Genomic DNA, 17,209 nt, shown 5'->3' with positions numbered 1-17,209 from the left:
CGTCGCGCCGCGTACGCCCCACCCGTCACCGGGGAGCCGGTGATCCGCCCGTGGACTGGTGAGCGTGACAGCAAGCGCTTTCTATACAGGAAGAAGCTAGCCTCTGACGGCGGTCCGGACAAGACCGTGACCAGGACGAGTTGTTCGAGGGGGCGAACAACCGGGGGCCTGGGGCTTAAGGTCTGCTCGGAACCATGGCCACAGGTCTGCATGTGTACGAGGGCGGACGACGAGATGCGCGACCGGAGGACGACGAGATGACGGTGACCCTGGCGGACGTGGCGGCCCGCGCGCAGGTCTCGCCCGCGACGGTGTCGCGCGTGCTGAACGGGAACTACCCCGTCGCGGCCTCCACCCGCGAGCGGGTGCTGAAAGCCGTCGACGAGCTGGACTACGTGCTCAACGGCCCCGCGAGCGCCCTGGCCGCCGCCACCTCGGACCTGGTCGGGATCCTGGTGAACGACATCGCCGACCCCTTCTTCGGGATCATGGCGAGCGCGATCCAGGCGGAGATCGGCGGGCCGGGCGGGCGCGCGGGCGGGGAGCGGCTCGCGGTGGTCTGCAACACCGGCGGCTCCCCGGAGCGGGAACTGACCTATCTCACGCTGCTGCAGCGGCAGCGGGCCGCGGCCGTGGTGCTGACCGGCGGGGCCATCGAGGACGCGGCGCACAAGGCGGCCATGGACGCGAAGGTGCGCAAACTGACGGACGCCGGGACGCGGGTCGTGCTGTGCGGGCGCCCGCCGGCCCCGGAGACCGGGGCGATCGCGCTGACCTTCGACAACCGCGGGGGCGGGCGGGAACTCACCGAGCACCTGATCGGGCTCGGGCACCGGCGGCTCGGCTACATCGCGGGCCCCGAGGAGCGGACCACCACCCGGCACCGCCTGGAGGGCCACCGGGCCGCGCTCGCCGCGCACGGCATCGAGGAGGACCCACGCTGGACGGTGCACGGCCGCTACGACCGCCGCTCCGGCTACGAGGCGACGCTGGAGCTGCTGCGGCGGGACCCGTCGCTGACGGCGGTCGTCGCGGCGAACGACTCCGTGGCGCTCGGCGCGTGCGCGGCGCTGCGGGACTCGGGGCTGCGGATCCCGGAGGACGTGTCGGTGGCGGGCTTCGACGACCTGCCGTTCAGCATCGACGCGGTGCCCTCGCTGACGACGGTGCGGCTGCCGCTGACGGAGGCCGGGGCCCGGGCCGGGCGGATCGCGATGGGGCGCGAGGAGGCGCCGCCCGGAGGGATCGCGTCGGTGCGGGGGGAGTTGATGGTGCGGGGGTCCTCCGGGGTGCCGCGGACTTCTTGAGGTACCGCCGCGTGCGGTGAGCCGGTTGAGGTACCGCGGCCTGCGCTGAGCCGGACGCCGTCGTCCTGCCCGCGGGGGCTGCCGCCCCGGGCCTCCGGGGCGCGTAGGGACGCAACGCAACTGGCCGTACGCATCCGCGTGTTCCTCCTGCGCGGCCGTCGCCCTCGGCGGCACCACGGCCGGACGCCGACGCGCGACGCCGGGCCGACACCGACGGACGCCCACCCCGGCGACGAGTCCCGCGTCCGGAGCCGGTCCCAGTGCCGTCGTCATCGGTGCCCACCTCTCCCGCGCGACCCGATCCGGCGACGGACGACACCGCCCCCTGCGCACCGGAGCGCTGTGCAGCCGCATCGGACCGTCCAGGCCGGATCGGGCGCCCCTGGGCGTGAGGCGTTTCCCGTCGGCGGCCTCCGGCCGCGGGCCGCCCCCGTGTTTCCCGACCACGCACCGGATGCGTGCCGCCGGATACGGCGAGAACGCGGGCGACCAGGGCATCCGGCACCGTTCGGGATGTCCGCAGTGATCTGGTATGGGTACAAGACCCACTCCTGCCCACTGATTAGGAACGGTCCGTCCACATGAAGCTGGCGTTCTCCACCCTCGGTGTCCCCGGCCTGCCCCTGGCCGACGTCCTGCGACTCGCGACCACCCACGGCTACCACGGCGTCGAGCTGCGCACCCACCCGGAGGAACCGGTCCACCCCGGCCTCGACGCGGCCCGGCGGGCCGAGGTGGCGGCCGAGTTCAAGGGCTCGGGCGTGGAACTCCTCGGCCTCGCGGGCTACGCGCGGGTCGCCGCGCCCGGCGACGACGAGCCCGTCCTGGCCGAGATCCGCGCCCTCCTCGACCTGGCCCGCGACCTCGGCGCCCCGTACGTCCGCGTCTTCCCCGGCGGTGATCCCGACACCCAGACCCCCGAGGAGGCCGACGCGACGGCCGCCCGCCGCCTGGGCACGGCCGCCGAGTACGCGAACGACCTAGGCGTCCGCATCCTCCTGGAGACCCATGACTCCCACCGCACCGCGGCCGACGCCATGCGCGTCCTCGGCCTCGTCGGCCACCGCCAGGTCGGCGCGCTCTGGGACGTCATGCACACCTGGCTCGGCGGCGAACAGCCCTCCGAGTCCTACGCGGCCCTCTCCCCCCACCTCGGCTACGTGCAGGTGAAGGACATCGTCTCGGCCGACGACACCACGCCCCTGTCCCTGGGCGAGGGCGTCCTCCCGCTGGCCGAATGCGTCGAGATCCTCTCCCGCCACGGCTGGGACGGCTGGCTGTGCTGGGAGTACGAGAAGCGCTGGTACGAGGGGGCGGCCCCGCTGCCGGACCTGCTCGGCCCCGGCCGCGAGCACCTGAGCAGGCTGCTGAACGAGTCGGCGTAGCACCGGGGCCGGCGCGAGCGCCGGGCACGGACGCGCGCCGGGGCACGGACGCACGCCGGGCACGGACGCGTGCCGCGTGCGAACGCGTGCGGTTCCGTGTCCGCCTGTACGCCGCTCCGCAGGACCATCGCCTCGGCGGTCCCGCCGGTCCACGGGACCGCCGTGTCCCCACGAGTGCGCAGGCCGTCCCGGCGTGAAGCCCCCGCTGCACCGTGCAACTGCACGGTGCACCCGGGTCGTCCGCAGTCGCGCTCAATCGTCGGTGCCATCCTGTACGATTCCCGGCCGCGTAAGGGATCTACCGGTTACGCATCGGTAGACCGGGACGATCAGGGCATCTACGCGCACGAACCGGTGTGCACCGCATCACTGCGAAGAGTGTGATGTGCGCCACTTTCACATGTGCACGATTTTTCTGAGCTGGCCGAATGCTCAGTTCCGGCCCGGAATGCGAAAGACCGCTTCCGTCTCAAGATGCCATCGGGTCTCGCATCCGCCTGGTGCGCAGGGCAAGATGGGCGCAGCGCCGTGTCAACAACTGTCAACACGGGGCGGATCTTGGTGAACGCGCGCTCGACGCGCGGGCAACTGAAGAGAGCCCCATCTCCGGTCGCTGCCAAGCTGCAGAGATGAGGCCCTCCGGCATCACCAGAACGGGCAGGACCCCGGCCTCGAGGCCGGGGTTCTTCCTCTAATGGCCCAGGGCCTCCCTGACGATCTTGTAGATCGTGTAGATCGGACCCAGCCAGCGGACCTTGTTGTAGACACGGTCCGCTTTGGTGTTCTGGTGCCCCTCAGGCTGTTGAGCCATCGGGCCGCCCCCTTTCCGGTCCACGTTCGTGAACCCCGCGGGGACGCCCACGACGTGTCGAGGACCCTCCGGGGAGCGGTGGTAGCCCAACACAGTACCGGGCACCACAGGCAACCACGGTCCACGCACGTCACCCTTGTGGGCTACCGAGGTCGGGCCGGCCTGGCACGGCGTGACGCGCTGGGGAGTTCGTCTTGCCACACTTGTGGCGATCAGCGCAACAGCCAGCGGGTTCCGCGGAGTTCATGAGGGAACGGGGTGTCAGCTCAAGGGCTGGGCGTCGCGCAAATCACACTCCTCAGGGTGACGGAGCGTGCGACGAAATCCGTAGCCGGTGTCACGGATCGCCTCCGTTCACGCGGTTCCGGTCGCTCGACCGGCGCCGACGGCGCATCCGATGCGCAACTCCGTTCACCGGCCGGTCCGAAAGGAGCCCGACGTGCCCACCCGGGTGCTCGTCCGACGGACGCCGTGATCTACTCAGGAATCCGGCGAGAAATTCTCACCTCGGCGTGCAACCCTTCCCGCCCCTCGCCGGTCACACTTGGTGTCAGGACTTCTGGAGGGGGATCCGGGGGGATCGCGGGGGACCTGACGGGGGGAAAGGCCGAGGGGCCCGATCGACGGATCGGGCCCCTCGAAACCGTTCCGGGGCACCACGAGCCGGGCGTGAGGAACCGGAGCCGGGCGTCAGAAGAAGACGCCGCAGCGCAGCAGCACATTCGCGTACGGCCGGGCCTCGCCCGTGCGGACGATCAGCCGGGCTCCGGCCGACAGCTCCTTGAGCCGCTCGTGCGGCACGTGTTCCAGCGCGGGGAAGCAGCCCTCCAGCAGCTCCGCCGCCTCCGGGTTGGCCCGCCGGACCTCTTCCGCCGCCGTCGCCCCCTCGATCACCAGCTCGCCCAGCAGCCCGTCCAGCACCTCGGCGAAGGCCGGCACCCCGGCGCGGAACGCCAGGTCGACCACCCGCGGCCCGTCCGGGATCGGCATGCCCGCGTCGCACACCAGCACCCCGTCCCCGTGCCCGAGCCCGGCCAGCGCACCGGCGAGATGACGGTTCAGTATCCCGGCCTTCTTCACAGCCCAGCGACCTCCGCCGCCGTAGGGAAGGACGCCTGCGCGCCCTCCTTCGTCACCGTCACCGCACCCACCCGCGCCGCGTACGCCGCCGCCTCGGCCAGGGACTCACCCGCCCCCAGCCGCCAGGCCAGCGCGGCCGTGAAGGCGTCTCCGGCGCCGGTCGTGTCCACGGCCTCCACCGTCACGGACGGCACCCGTTCCACCCCCTGGGCCGACGCCACCAGCGCGCCCCGCTCGCCCAGCGTCACCACCACCGACCGGGGGCCCTTGGCGAGCAGGATCCGCGCCCAGTCCTCGGGGGCGTCTCCGACCGCCGAACCGCCCAGGATCACCTTCGCCTCGTGCTCGTTCACGATCAGCGGGTCGCAGGCCGCCAGCACCTCCGACGGCAGCGGCCGCGGCGGCGACGGGTTGAGCACGAACCGGCTGTCCGGCGCCAGGCTCCGTACGACCTCCACCACCGTCTCCAGCGGGATCTCCAGCTGCGCCGACACCACCTTGGAGCCCTGGAACAGGCACCCGGCGGCGGCGACGTCCTGCGGGGTCAGCCGGCCGTTCGCGCCCGGCGAGACCACGATGCTGTTGTCCCCGGACGGATCGACCGTGATCAGCGCGACCCCGGTCGGAGCGCCGCCCACCAGGACACCCACCGTGTCGACACCGGCCTGCCGCTGCGAGTCCAGCAGCAGCCGGCCGTGGTCGTCGTCGCCGACCCGGGCCAGCAGGGCCGTACGGGCCCCGAGCCGGGCGGCGGCGACCGCCTGGTTCGCGCCCTTGCCGCCCGGGTGGACGGCCAGGTCGGAGCCGAGCACGGTCTCGCCGGCACCGGGCCGGCGCTCCACTCCGATCACCAGGTCGGCGTTGGCCGACCCCACGACCAGGAGGTCGTAGTCGTACATGAGTCGTCTCCCCACGTGAGTGACATGGACGGGCGGTCCCACCAGCCGTGCGACCGCCCGCCGTTCCCCGATGTCAGCCGCCGAAGCCGGCCACGTTCTCCTTGGTGACCACCTTCACCGGCACCTTCACCGTCTCCTGGACCTTCTCGCCCTGCAGCGCCTTCAGGGCGTTCTCCACGGCGATCTTCCCCAGCTGGGACGGCTGCTGCGCCACCGACGCGTACAGCGTGCCGCCCTCGACCGCCTTCAGTCCGTCAGGCGTGCCGTCGAAGCCCACGACCGAGACCGACTTGCCGGCCTTGGAGCCCAGGGCCTTGATCGCGCCGAGGGCCATCTCGTCGTTCGCGGCGATGACGCCCTGGACGTCCGGGTGGGCCTGGAGCAGGTTCGACATCACGTCGAGGCCCTTGGTGCGGTCGAAGTCGGCGGGCTGCTGGGCGACGACCTTGATGCCCGGGTAGGCCTTCAGCCCCTTGGCGAAGCCGGCCGCACGCTCCCGGGCCGCGGACGTGCCCGCCTGGCCCTGGAGGATCACGATCTTGCCCTTGCCGCCCAGCCTGTCGGCGATGGTCTTCGCGGCGAGCTCTCCGCCGGCGACGTTGTCGGAGGCGACCAGGGTGTCGGTGCTGGCGTTGTTGACGGTGCGGTCCACGGCGATGACCGGGATCCCCGCCTTGTCCGCGGCCTTCACGGAGTTGCTCGCCGCGTCCGAGTCCACCGGGTTGACGATGATCGCGCCCAGGTTCGAACTGGTGAAGTTCTGCAGCTGGTTGGCCTGCTGGGAGGCGTCGTTCTGGGCGTCCGTGACGGTCAGGTCCACGCCCAGCTTCTTCGCCTCGGCCTCGGCGCCCGCCCGGATCTGCACGAAGAAGGGGTTGTTGAGGGTGGACAGCGACAGGCCCATCTTCGGGGTGCTCGTGGCGGAGGAGCCGTTGTGCAGGAAGGACGTGGCGCCGACGATCGCGACGGTGACCACGGCCGCGAGCGCGTAGGTGGTCGCCTGCTTGCCCCTGCCGCCGCCCGTGCCGCCCGCGACCGGGTTCACCCCGGCCTTGCGGCGGGCCGTGTCGAGCAGCACCGCCAGCGCGATGACGACACCGATGACGACCTGCTGCCAGAACGCCGAGACGTTCAGCAGGTTCAGCCCGTTGCGCAGCACCGCCAGGATCAGCGCGCCGATCAGTGTGCCGGACGCCTTGCCGGTGCCGCCCGCGAGGGAGGCGCCGCCGATGACGACCGCGGCGATCGCGTCCAGCTCGTACCCGTCGGCCGCCTGCGGCTGCGCGGAGGACAGGCGGGCGGCGAGGACGACACCCGCGACGGCGGCGAAGACGCCGGAGAAGGCGTAGATGGCGAGCTTCTGCTTCTTCACGCGCAGCCCGGACAGCCGCGCGGCCTCCTCGTTGCCGCCGATCGCGTACATGGAGCGGCCGATGTAGGTCCGGCCGAGCACGAACGCGGCGATCAGGCCCATGACGATCATGACCAGGACCGGCACCGGCAGCCAGCCGCCGAGGGTGTCGCCGAGGTGGGAGACCGAGTCGGGGAAGGCGATCGGGGAGCCCTCGGAGATGACCAGGGACAGGCCGCGGGCCACGGACAGCATGGCGAGCGTGGCGATGAACGGCGGCAGTTTGCCGTAGGAGATCAGGACGCCGTTGACCAGGCCGCAGACGATGCCCGTCGCGATGGCCAGCAGCACGGCGAGGAAGACCGGGACGCCCGCCGAGGTGGCGCTCCAGGCGAGGACCGTGGCGGAGAGCGCGGCGACCGAGCCGACCGACAGGTCGATGCCCGCCGAGACGATCACGAAGGTCACGCCGAAGGCGAGGATGGCGGTCACGGCGGCCTGCACGCCGACGTTGAGGAGGTTGTCCGTCGTCAGGAAGTCGCCGGACAGTGCCGACATGGCGATGACGAGGACGATGAGCGCGGTGAGCGCGCCGTTGTCGAGCAGGAGGCGGCGCAGGCCCCCGGAGGCGCCCTGCGCGCCCGTCGTGCTCTTGAGCGTGTCAGTGGCCACGGGAGGCCTCCGTTCCGGTCGTGCTGGTGGGAGTGCTGACGGCGAGTGCCATCACGGCGTCCTGGGTCGCCTCGTCGGCGGAGAGTTCACCGGCGATCCGCCCCTGGGCCATCACCAGCACCCGGTCGCTCATGCCGAGCACCTCGGGAAGGTCGCTGGAGATCATCAGGACGGCCGCGCCGGCGGCGGTGAGTTCGTTGACGAGCTGGTAGATCTCGACCTTGGCGCCGACGTCGATGCCGCGGGTCGGCTCGTCGAGGATCAGCACCTTGGTGTCGGCGAGCAGCCACTTGCCGATGACGACCTTCTGCTGGTTGCCGCCGGAGAGCGTGCGCACGTGCTGCCCGAGGCCCGCCATGCGCACCCCGAGCTGCTCGGCGATCCGCGCGGCCGCCTCGCGCTGCGCCCTGAGGTCGACGAGTCCCGCGCGGGTGGCCGACCGCAGGGTCACCAGCCCGAGGTTCTCCTCCACCGAGGCGTCCAGCACCAGGCCCTGGCCCTTGCGGTCCTCGGGGACGAGCCCGATGCCCGCGGTCATCGCGGCGTTGACGTCGTGCCGGGCGACCGGGGCGCCGGAGACCTTCACGCTGCCCCGGTCGTACGGGTCGGCCCCGAAGACCGCCCGGACGACCTCGGTCCGCCCGGCCCCGACCAGCCCGGCGATGCCGACGACCTCGCCGGCGTGCACCTCGAAGCCGACGTCGTGGAAGACGCCGTCCCGGGTGAGCCCCTCGACGGTGAGCAGCGGGGCGCCCCGGCCGGGCCGTTCGCGCGGATACTGCTGCTCGATCGAGCGCCCGACCATGAGCCGGACCAACTCGTCCTCGGGCGTGGAGGCGGGCACCTGCCCGACGCTCTTCCCGTCCCGGATGACCGTCACGCGGTCGCCCAGGGCGGCGATCTCCTCCAGGTGGTGGGTGATGAAGACGATGCCGACGCCGTCCTCGCGCAGCGTGCGCACGATCGCGAAGAGCCTGTCGACCTCCTCGGAGGTGAGCACGGCCGTCGGCTCGTCCATGATCAGCACCCGGGCGTCCAGGCTCAGTGCCTTGGCGATCTCGACCATCTGCAGCCGCGCGATGCCGAGTTCACGCACCCGCGCCCGGGGCGACACGTTCACGCCGACCCGCTTCAGCAGGACCTCGGCGTCCGCCTCCATCCGCTTGCGGTCGATCATCCCGAAGCGGCGCGGCTGCCGCCCGAGGAAGATGTTCTCGGCGACCGTGAGATCGGGTACCAGGTTGAACTCCTGGTAGATGGTGGCGATCCCGAGCCGTTCGGAGTCCTGCGCGCTCTGGATGCGGGTCTCCGCGCCGCCGACCAGGATCCGGCCGGCGTCGGGCGTGTAGGCGCCGGAGAGCATCTTGATGAGGGTGCTCTTGCCCGCGCCGTTCTCACCGAGCAGCACGTGCACCTCGCCCCGGCGCAGGTCGAAGTCGACGCCGTCCAGCGCGACCACACCCGGGAAGGTCTTCCGCAGGCCCTCGATGCGCAGCAACTCGTCCGCGTTGCTCACGACTGGCTCCTGTTCGTTACGGGGTTCTCGCCGCAGGAGCGGCGTACGACGAGTCGGGCGGGGAGGGTCACGGACCGGCCGGGCCGTCCCTCGATGCGGTCGACCAGGGCCCGTACGGCGGCCCGGCCCAGCTCGCCCGTGGGCTGGGCGATCGCGGTGACCGGCGGATCGGTGTGCACGAACCACCGGATGTCGTCGAACGCGGCCAGCGCGAGGTCGTCCGGCACGCGCAGACCACGCGCCCGCACGGCGTCCAGCGCGCCGAGCGCCATCAGGTTGTCGGCCGCGAAGACGACCTCGGGCGGTTCGGCCAGGTCGAGGAATCCCTCGGTGACCCGGCGTCCGCTCTCGGCCTGGAAGTCGCCCTGGCCCGTGTAGGCGTCCGGCAGGGGGAGCCCGTGCGCGCCGAGCGCCTCCCGGAAGGCCTCCACGCGCTCCCGGCCGGTCGTGGTCGCCGCCGGGCCCGCGATGATCGCGAGCCGCCGGTGACCCAGCCGGTACAGATGCGCCACCAGGTCCCGCACGGCGGCCCGGCCGTCCGACCGGACGACCGGCACGTCCACGCCCGGGATCCAGCGGTCGACGAAGACCATGGGCGTCCCGGCCCGGGCGGCGTCCAGCATCAGCGGGGAGCCGCCGTCGGTGGGGGAGACCAGCAGACCGTCGATCCGCCGGTCCAGCAGGTTGCGTACGTGGTGGTCCTGGAGGTCGGGCCGCTCGTCGGCGTTGCCGATGATCACGCTGTAACCGAGTGCGCGGGCCTCCTCCTCGACGGAGCGGGCCAGTTCGGTGAAGTACGGGTTGAGGACGTCGCTGATGACCAGGCCGAGGGTGTGGGTCTGGTCGGTGCGCAGGGAGCGGGCGACGGCGTTCGGGCGGTAGCCCAGCGTCTCGACGGCGGCCAGCACGCGGGTGCGTGCCTCGGCGCTGACCGACGGGTGGTCGTTCAGGACGCGCGAGACCGTGGCGACGGAGACGCCCGCCTCGGCAGCGACGTCCTTGATGCTCGCCATCGCCGCTCCACCTCCTTGTGGAAACGGAACCCGGTCACGGGTTCGTGGAATCGATTACATCGACGGATGGATGGAATCGATTACACGGCGGTAAAGCAAGACCTCCGGGGCACCTCTTGACCGGATCGTGATGTCGCGGGCGGCCCACCGGCGGTCCAGGCTGGAGAGGGGGAGGCCGTTTTCCCAAGGCCCGGCCGGGCCGGAGCGGAGGAGTCATGACGGCGGCGACCCGGAACGACGTGCCCGTCGCACTCGAAGGCGACGGAGTGGAACTGCGGATCATGCCGATCGGCGGCGGCCTGTCGGTCGGCTACCTCACCCTGCCCCGGGGCACGGACATGGGCCCGGCCCTGAAGGGCCTGCCCGACGACGCGTGCCAGTGCCCGCACTGGGGCTACCTGCTCAAGGGCCGGATCCGGATGCGCACGGCGGCGGGCGAGGAGGAGTACGAGGCGGGGCAGGCGTACTACTGGGGACCCGGGCACGTCCCGGTGGCGCTGGAGGACAGCGAGCTGGTGGAGTTCTCGCCGAGTGAGGACTTCCAGCGGGTGATCGACCACGTGGTGGCGCAGGCCGGGTGAGCCGGGAAGATCGCCCGGCCCCCACCGATGAGTTCCGCCCGCCCGGACGGTCTTCCCTCGCGTCGACCACAGGAGGAACGCTGTGTCCCAGCTGCTGCGCGTGCAGAACTTCAACGTATCCGGTGACGGCTTCGGTGCCGGTGACGGCCAGAGTCTGGAGCGGCCCTTCGGCCACGCCGATCCCGGGGAGATGTTCGCCTGGGCCGGTGCCACGGCGAGCTGGCCGAACCGCACCGAACCCGGCGGCAGCCGCGGCCTCGACGACTGTCTGACGCGCGACTTCTTCAACAACATCGGCGCCGAGATCATGGGCCGCAACAAGTTCAGCCCCCATCGCGGACCGTGGCAGGACCACGAGTGGCAGGGCTGGTGGGGCGACGAACCGCCGTTCCACACCCCGGTGTTCGTCATGACCCACCACGAGCGCCCCTCGTTCACGCTCTCCGACACCACGTTCCACTTCGTCGGCGGCGACCCGGCCGAGGTCCTGGCGCGGGCGCGCGAGGCCGCCGGCGGCAAGGACGTCCGGCTCGGCGGCGGGGCGGCCACCGTCCGGGAGTTCCTCGACGCCGACCTGGTCGACACGCTGCACGTGGCGGTCTCGCCCGACGTGGTCATCGGGTCCGGCTCACGGCTGTGGGAGTCCCCCGAGGAGCTGTTCGACCGCTTCCACTGCGATGTGGTGCCGAGCCCCAGCGGGGTGATCCACCACCTGTTCTGGAGGAAGTGACGTCACGACCCCGCCGGGGGGAGACGGGCCCCTCTGCTCTCCGCGACCCGTTTGACGTCCCGCAGGGACTCGGTGAGCCGCAGCGCCAGGTAACGCAGCTCCGCGCTCGTCGCCCGGCGTTCCGCCAGGAGTTCGGCGGCGTGGCCGAGGAGGTCGTCCGCCATGCCGAGGTGCACGTACTCGATCTCGTCGGCGAGCCGCGACACGTACCCCGTCCCGTCCCCCACCAGGTAGCAGGGCTTGCCCTCCGGGCCGGTCCACGGCAGGAGCCGCCCTGCTTCCGCGTCCGTCATGCGCCTGCCCCCGCCGACAGGTACGGCCGGACCAGCCGGTTGTCCTCGCCGCGCAGCGGCTGATCCTGCGGACGGCGGACCACCGCGTCGACGACGCCGTCGCGGCAGTACGGACATGGGGGCGGTACCGGGGATCGCCGTCGCCGGCCCCGTGGCGGGAGCAGGACGCGGAGGAGCGCTACGAGGGCTCGGGCGATGAGGTCTGTCATGTGTCTGTCTGCCTTCCGACCTGCGGCGACTGCGTTCTGTGCCGAACAACTCACAGAGTGGGGTCGGTGCTGGCTAGGCTGCCAGGGGGTGGAGCTTGACATCGCGCTTGTCAAGAAGGGGAGTTGCCGCATGGACGCACGCCGTACGCCTCGAACGCTGCGGGAGAAGTACGGGGAGGAACTGCGACTGAGGCGGAACGCTGCGCGCCTCACCCAGGAGGAACTGGGGGAGCAGGTCGTGTGTTCCTCCACGCTGATCAGCCACTTCGAGGCCGGGAGGCGGCTTCCGAAACCCGATGACGCCCAGCGGATCGACCGGGCGCTGGGGACGGACGGGTTCTTCGCGCGGTGGCTGGAGGATCTGGAGTCGAAGTACACCGACCATTTCGCCGCGGTGGCCGAGCTTGAGCAACTGGCCGTGCTGATCCAGCAGTTCGCACTGACGCTGGTCCCAGGAGTGCTCCAGACCGAGGACTACGCCCGTGCCCTCTTCCGCGCGTACCGACCGAACCACACGAGCGGGGAACTTGACGAACTCGTTGTCATCCGAACAAAGCGCCGACGCATCCTCGACGGACCGACGCAGCCCGTGGTCTGGACGCTGCTCGACGAGGCGGTCCTCCGCCGTTGTGTGGGCGGTCCGCGGGTCATGAGCGAGCAGTTGCACAGGATCGCCGACATGGCCGAGGCGGGACGTCTGCGCTTGCACGTCCTTCCTTACGGCGTGGGCGCCCACGCGCTGATGCAGAGTCTCCTCACGCTCATGACGTTCGAGGACTCGGCCCCGGTGGCCTACGTCGAGGGCTTTCAGACCGGGAATCTGATGGACGACCCGGCTCTGGTGAGCGCCTGTCAGACCGCTTACTCTCTGGCCCTGAGCGACGCGTCGGCGCAACAGGAGTCACTCGCCCTCGTCAGGGCGGCAGCGGAGGAACACGCACATGGTCACCACTGAAGGCGTTACCGGCTGGTACAAGTCCAGCTACAGCGGCGGTGATCAGGGAGAGTGCCTCGAAGTCGCCCCCGGCCGCACCACCGTCCCCGTCCGCGACAGCAAGACCGCCGACGGCCCGGCCCTGCACTTCTCGGCCGGAGGCTGGAGCGCCTTCGTCCGCGCCGTGAAGGAAGGACACATCAAGGGCTGACGCGGCTGTCACACCCCACGGGTACCGTCGGATCATGCCCAACCACGCGGGGAACCCCACTGCCGCGGAGCCGCGGCGGCTCGCCGTGCTCGAAGGCGTGCTGGAGCGCATCACGTACGCCAACGAGGAGAACGGCTACACGGTCGCCCGGGTCGACACCGGCAGAGGCGCCGGTGACCTGCTCACGGTCGTCGGCGCGCTGCTCGGCGCCCAGGTCGGCGAGTCCCTGCGCATGGAGGGCCGCTGGGGCTCCCACCCCCAGTACGGCAAGCAGTTCCACGTGGAGAACTACACGACGGTCCTGCCGGCCACCGTCCAGGGCATCCGCCGCTACCTCGGCTCGGGCCTGGTCAAGGGCATCGGCCCGGTCTTCGCCGACCGCATCACCCAGCACTTCGGCACGGACACCCTGAAGATCATCGAGGAGGAGCCCGAGCGGCTCGTCGAGGTCCCCGGCCTCGGCCCCAAGCGGACCAGGAAGATCGCCGACGCCTGGGAGGAGCAGAAAGCCATCAAGGAGGTCATGCTCTTCCTCCAGACGGTCGAGGTCTCCACGTCCATCGCCGTGCGCATCTACAAAAAGTACGGCGACGCCTCCATCTCCGTGGTGAAGAACCAGCCCTACCGGCTCGCGGCCGACGTCTGGGGCATCGGCTTCCTCACCGCCGACAAGATCGCCCAGTCCGTCGGCATCCCGCACGACAGCCCCGAGCGCGTCAAGGCGGGCCTGCAGTACGCCCTGTCCCAGGCCACCGACCAGGGCAACTGCTACCTCCCCGAGGAGCGGCTGATCGCGGACGCCGTGAAGCTGCTCCAGGTCGACACCGGGCTCGTCATCGAGTGCCTCGCGGAACTGGCCGAGGTCCCCGAGGACGGCGGCGACCCCGGGGTGGTCCGCGAGAAGGTCCCCGGCCCCGACGGCGGCTCGGAGCCGGTCACCGCCGTCTACCTCGTCCCCTTCCACCGCGCCGAACTCTCCCTGTCCGCGCAGCTGCTGCGCCTGCTGCGCACCGACGAGGACCGGATGCCGGGCTTCCGGACCGTCGCCTGGGACAAGGCGCTGGGCTGGCTGAAGGGACGTACGGGCACCGAGCTGGCCCCCGAGCAGGAGGCCGCCGTCAAGCTGGCGCTGAGCGAGAAGGTCGCCGTCCTCACCGGTGGCCCCGGCTGCGGCAAGTCCTTCACGGTCCGCTCGATCGTCGAGCTGGCCCGCGCCAAGAACGCCAAGGTCGTGCTCGCCGCCCCGACCGGCCGGGCCGCCAAGCGCCTGTCCGAGCTCACCGGCGCCGAGGCCTCCACGGTCCACCGCCTGCTGGAGCTCAGGCCCGGCGGCGACGCGGCCTACGACCGGGACCGCCCGCTGGAGGCCGACCTGGTGGTCGTCGACGAGGCCTCCATGCTCGACCTGCTCCTCGCCAACAAACTGGTCAAGGCCGTGCCGCCCGGGGCGCACCTGCTGTTCGTCGGGGACGTGGACCAGCTGCCCAGCGTCGGCGCGGGCGAGGTCCTGCGCGACCTCCTGGCCGACGGCAGTCCGATCCCGGCCGTCCGCCTCACCCGGGTCTTCCGCCAGGCCCAGCAGTCCGGCGTCGTCACCAACGCCCACCGCATCAACGCCGGGCAGCACCCCGTCACGGACGGCATGAAGGACTTCTTCCTCTTCGTCGAGGACGACACGGAGGCCGCCGGACGGCTCACGGTGGACGTGGCGGCCCGGCGTATTCCGGCCAAGTTCGGGCTCGACCCGCGCCGGGACGTCCAGGTGCTCGCCCCCATGCACCGCGGCCCGGCCGGCGCGGGCACGCTGAACGGCCTGCTCCAGCAGGCGGTCACCCCGGGCCGCCCCGACGTGCCCGAGAAGAGGTTCGGCGGCCGGGTCTTCCGCGTCGGCGACAAGGTCACCCAGATTCGCAACAATTACGAGAAGGGCAAGAACGGTGTCTTCAACGGCACCGTCGGCGTGGTCACCGCGCTCGACCCGGTCGACCAGCGTCTGACGGTGCTGACGGACGAGGACGAGGAGGTCCCCTACGACTTCGACGAGCTCGACGAGCTGGCTCACGCCTATGCCGTGACGATCCACCGCTCGCAGGGCAGCGAGTACCCGGCGGTCGTCATCCCGGTCACGACGGGCGCCTGGATGATGCTCCAGCGCAACCTGCTCTACACGGCCGTCACGCGGGCCAGGCGGCTGGTCGTCCTCGTCGGTTCGCGCAAGGCGATCGGCCAGGCGGTGCGTACGGTTTCGGCGGGCCGCAGGTGCACGACCCTCGACTTCCGGCTCGCCGGACAGAAAAATGATCGATCAAACGAGTCGTGAAGGTCACAGAGCACTTCCGGAAGGGGGAGGCAGGGGGCAGGATGGGCAAGTTGGCGGCACTCAGTGCCGTCAGTAGGCCCGATGGTCGACCCCGAGTGCACTCTCCTGAGCCAAGTGGGGGATGGTAGAGACAGTCAGGGCACCTCGAAGATGAGGCACAACGTCGGTGAGGGAAGACGTGAGCGACAACTCTGTAGTACTGCGGTACGGCGACGGCGAGTACACCTACCCGGTGATCGACAGCACCGTCGGTGACAAGGGCTTCGACATCGGAAAGCTCCGCGCCCAGACCGGTCTGGTGACGCTGGACAGCGGTTACGGCAACACCGCCGCGTACAAATCCGCCATTACCTACCTGGACGGCGAAGCGGGCATCCTGCGCTACCGCGGCTACCCGATCGAGCAGCTGGCCGAGCGCTCCACCTTCCTGGAGGTCGCCTACCTGCTGATCAACGGCGAGCTGCCGACGGTCGACCAGCTCTCGGCGTTCAAGAACGACATCACGCAGCACACCCTGCTGCACGAGGACGTCAAGAACTTCTACAAGGGCTTCCCGCGCGACGCCCACCCGATGGCCATGCTGTCCTCGGTCGTCTCGGCGCTGTCCACGTTCTACCAGGACAGCCACAACCCCTTCGACGAGCGGCAGCGCAACCTCTCCACGATCCGCCTGCTCGCCAAGCTCCCGACCATCGCGGCGTACGCGTACAAGAAGTCGATCGGTCACCCGTTCGTCTACCCGCGCAACGACCTCGGCTACGTCGAGAACTTCCTCCGCATGACCTTCTCGGTCCCCGCGCAGGAGTACGAGCTCGACCCGACCGTGGTCTCCGCGCTCGACAAGCTGCTGATCCTGCACGCGGACCACGAGCAGAACTGCTCGACCTCCACGGTCCGCCTGGTCGGCTCCTCGCAGGCGAACATGTTCGCCTCGATCTCCGCCGGCATCAACGCCCTGTGGGGTCCGCTGCACGGTGGCGCCAACCAGTCGGTGCTGGAGATGCTGGAGGGCATCCGCGACTCCGGCGGTGACGTCGACTCCTTCATCCGCAAGGTGAAGAACAAGGAGGACGGCGTCCGCCTGATGGGCTTCGGCCACCGGGTCTACAAGAACTTCGACCCGCGCGCCAAGATCATCAAGGCCGCCGCCCACGACGTGCTGTCCGCCCTCGGCAAGTCCGACGAGCTGCTGGACATCGCGCTGAAGCTGGAGGAGCACGCGCTCTCCGACGACTACTTCGTCTCGCGCAGCCTCTACCCGAACGTCGACTTCTACACCGGCCTGATCTACCGGGCCATGGGCTTCCCGACCGAGATGTTCACGGTCCTGTTCGCCCTCGGCCGGCTGCCGGGCTGGATCGCCCAGTGGCACGAGATGATCAAGGAGCCGGGCTCCCGCATCGGCCGCCCGCGCCAGATCTACACGGGCGTCATCGAGCGCGACTTCGTTCCCGTCGAGGAGCGCTGAGCCGCAGTACCGCTTCGGGCCCCCGTATCCGCGTGCCGGGTGCGGGGGCTTTGGCGTACCCGGCACGGCGGCGGAGGACAAAAAAGAAGGCGCCCCGGAGCGCCGGTCCCCCCACGGGCCGACGACCAGGGCGCCTTCCCAGTCCCGGTTCGGATTCCCCCCACGGGATCCGGCCGGGCGTCTGTGAGGACAGCGCCTGAACCGCTGTTGAGCAGAACGAGCAGAACTCGCCGTACTGCTGGGTGGGTGCGATCTGCCGGGACAGCGCACGTCCGGAAGGGCCGCTCAAAGCTTCCCGGTGTACGTGCCCCGGCAACGCTCCCCCAAGCTCTCAGCTTCGTTCGAGCAGGGAGGTACCCCCAACCGGAGACGTCCCCCAAGACATCTCCAGATGTCAGATCACGCCCCCCAAGACGCTCTCCGACATCG

The 17,209-nt window shown here is 70.9% G+C and carries 14 protein-coding genes; 8 read left to right on the top strand and 6 right to left on the bottom strand.

Annotated elements, in window-relative coordinates; translation table 11 throughout:
- Positions 1-257 precede the first annotated feature (257 nt).
- Together ABTZ58_RS05140 and ABTZ58_RS05130 are read left to right on the top strand one after the other, a co-directional pair.
- Entirely contained in the window at positions 258-1,307 is a 1,050-nt protein-coding gene (locus ABTZ58_RS05140) for a LacI family DNA-binding transcriptional regulator (protein ID WP_351350975.1), read from the top strand.
- Positions 1,308-1,888: 581 nt separating this feature from the next.
- A complete protein-coding gene (locus ABTZ58_RS05130; protein ID WP_351350558.1) occupies positions 1,889-2,692 on the top strand; it encodes a sugar phosphate isomerase/epimerase family protein in 804 nt (267 codons plus the stop codon).
- Positions 2,693-4,193: 1,501 nt separating this feature from the next.
- On the opposite strand, the gene rbsD is transcribed toward ABTZ58_RS05130, so the two are convergent.
- From rbsD to ABTZ58_RS05105, 5 genes are all read right to left on the bottom strand, one after another.
- Complete coding sequence (gene rbsD / locus ABTZ58_RS05125) at positions 4,194-4,583, bottom strand: D-ribose pyranase (RefSeq protein ID WP_351350556.1); 390 nt, start codon at positions 4,581-4,583, stop codon at positions 4,194-4,196.
- The gene (locus ABTZ58_RS05120) at positions 4,580-5,482 is read right to left on the bottom strand and encodes a ribokinase (RefSeq protein WP_351350554.1); all 903 of its coding nucleotides are present in this window, start codon (positions 5,480-5,482) and stop codon (positions 4,580-4,582) included. The genes rbsD and ABTZ58_RS05120 overlap by 4 nt, the downstream gene beginning before the upstream one ends.
- Positions 5,483-5,555: 73 nt before the next feature.
- Positions 5,556-7,505 (bottom strand): ABC transporter permease/substrate-binding protein, encoded by a 1,950-nt coding sequence (locus tag ABTZ58_RS05115; protein WP_351350552.1) that lies wholly within the window; start codon positions 7,503-7,505, stop codon positions 5,556-5,558.
- Complete coding sequence (locus tag ABTZ58_RS05110) at positions 7,495-9,021, bottom strand: sugar ABC transporter ATP-binding protein (RefSeq protein WP_351350550.1); 1,527 nt, start codon at positions 9,019-9,021, stop codon at positions 7,495-7,497. The genes ABTZ58_RS05115 and ABTZ58_RS05110 overlap by 11 nt, the downstream gene beginning before the upstream one ends.
- Positions 9,018-10,034 carry a LacI family DNA-binding transcriptional regulator gene (locus ABTZ58_RS05105; RefSeq protein ID WP_351350548.1) on the bottom strand — a complete coding sequence of 339 codons (1,017 nt, stop codon included), beginning with the start codon at positions 10,032-10,034 and terminating at the stop codon, positions 9,018-9,020. The genes ABTZ58_RS05110 and ABTZ58_RS05105 overlap by 4 nt, the downstream gene beginning before the upstream one ends.
- Positions 10,035-10,249: 215 nt before the next feature.
- On the opposite strand from ABTZ58_RS05105, the gene ABTZ58_RS05100 reads away from it, so the two are divergent.
- On the top strand, positions 10,250-10,615 hold the full coding sequence (locus tag ABTZ58_RS05100; RefSeq protein WP_351350546.1) for a cupin domain-containing protein: 366 nt from the start codon (positions 10,250-10,252) through the stop codon (positions 10,613-10,615).
- A gap of 82 nt (positions 10,616-10,697) precedes the next feature.
- A complete protein-coding gene (locus tag ABTZ58_RS05095) occupies positions 10,698-11,345 on the top strand; it encodes a dihydrofolate reductase family protein (RefSeq protein ID WP_351350544.1) in 648 nt (215 codons plus the stop codon).
- 2 nt (positions 11,346-11,347) lie between these two features.
- On the opposite strand, the gene ABTZ58_RS05090 is transcribed toward ABTZ58_RS05095, so the two are convergent.
- A complete protein-coding gene (locus ABTZ58_RS05090; RefSeq protein WP_351350542.1) occupies positions 11,348-11,638 on the bottom strand; it encodes a hypothetical protein in 291 nt (96 codons plus the stop codon).
- Positions 11,639-11,977: 339 nt separating this feature from the next.
- Here ABTZ58_RS05090 and ABTZ58_RS05085 point away from each other — a divergent pair, with 339 nt between their 5' ends.
- The 4 genes from ABTZ58_RS05085 to ABTZ58_RS05070 all read left to right on the top strand — a co-directional run bounded on the left by ABTZ58_RS05085 (position 11,978) and on the right by ABTZ58_RS05070 (position 16,780).
- Entirely contained in the window at positions 11,978-12,802 is an 825-nt protein-coding gene (locus ABTZ58_RS05085) for a helix-turn-helix domain-containing protein (RefSeq protein ID WP_351350973.1), read from the top strand.
- Positions 12,789-12,992, top strand: a complete 204-nt coding sequence (locus tag ABTZ58_RS05080; protein ID WP_351350541.1) for a DUF397 domain-containing protein — start codon at positions 12,789-12,791, stop codon at positions 12,990-12,992. Before ABTZ58_RS05085 ends, ABTZ58_RS05080 begins: the two co-directional genes overlap by 14 nt.
- A gap of 34 nt (positions 12,993-13,026) precedes the next feature.
- Entirely contained in the window at positions 13,027-15,312 is a 2,286-nt protein-coding gene (gene recD2 / locus ABTZ58_RS05075) for an SF1B family DNA helicase RecD2 (protein ID WP_351350539.1), read from the top strand.
- A gap of 178 nt (positions 15,313-15,490) precedes the next feature.
- Entirely contained in the window at positions 15,491-16,780 is a 1,290-nt protein-coding gene (locus tag ABTZ58_RS05070) for a citrate synthase (protein ID WP_309095463.1), read from the top strand.
- Positions 16,781-17,209: the final 429 nt, after the last annotated feature.

Origin of the sequence: Streptomyces sp. NPDC094143, from assembly GCF_040303825.1 — a bacterium.
Classification (GTDB): domain Bacteria; phylum Actinomycetota; class Actinomycetes; order Streptomycetales; family Streptomycetaceae; genus Streptomyces.
The sequence above is the reverse complement of the archived record's forward strand: the minus strand, read 5'-3'. Positions and strand labels throughout refer to the sequence as shown.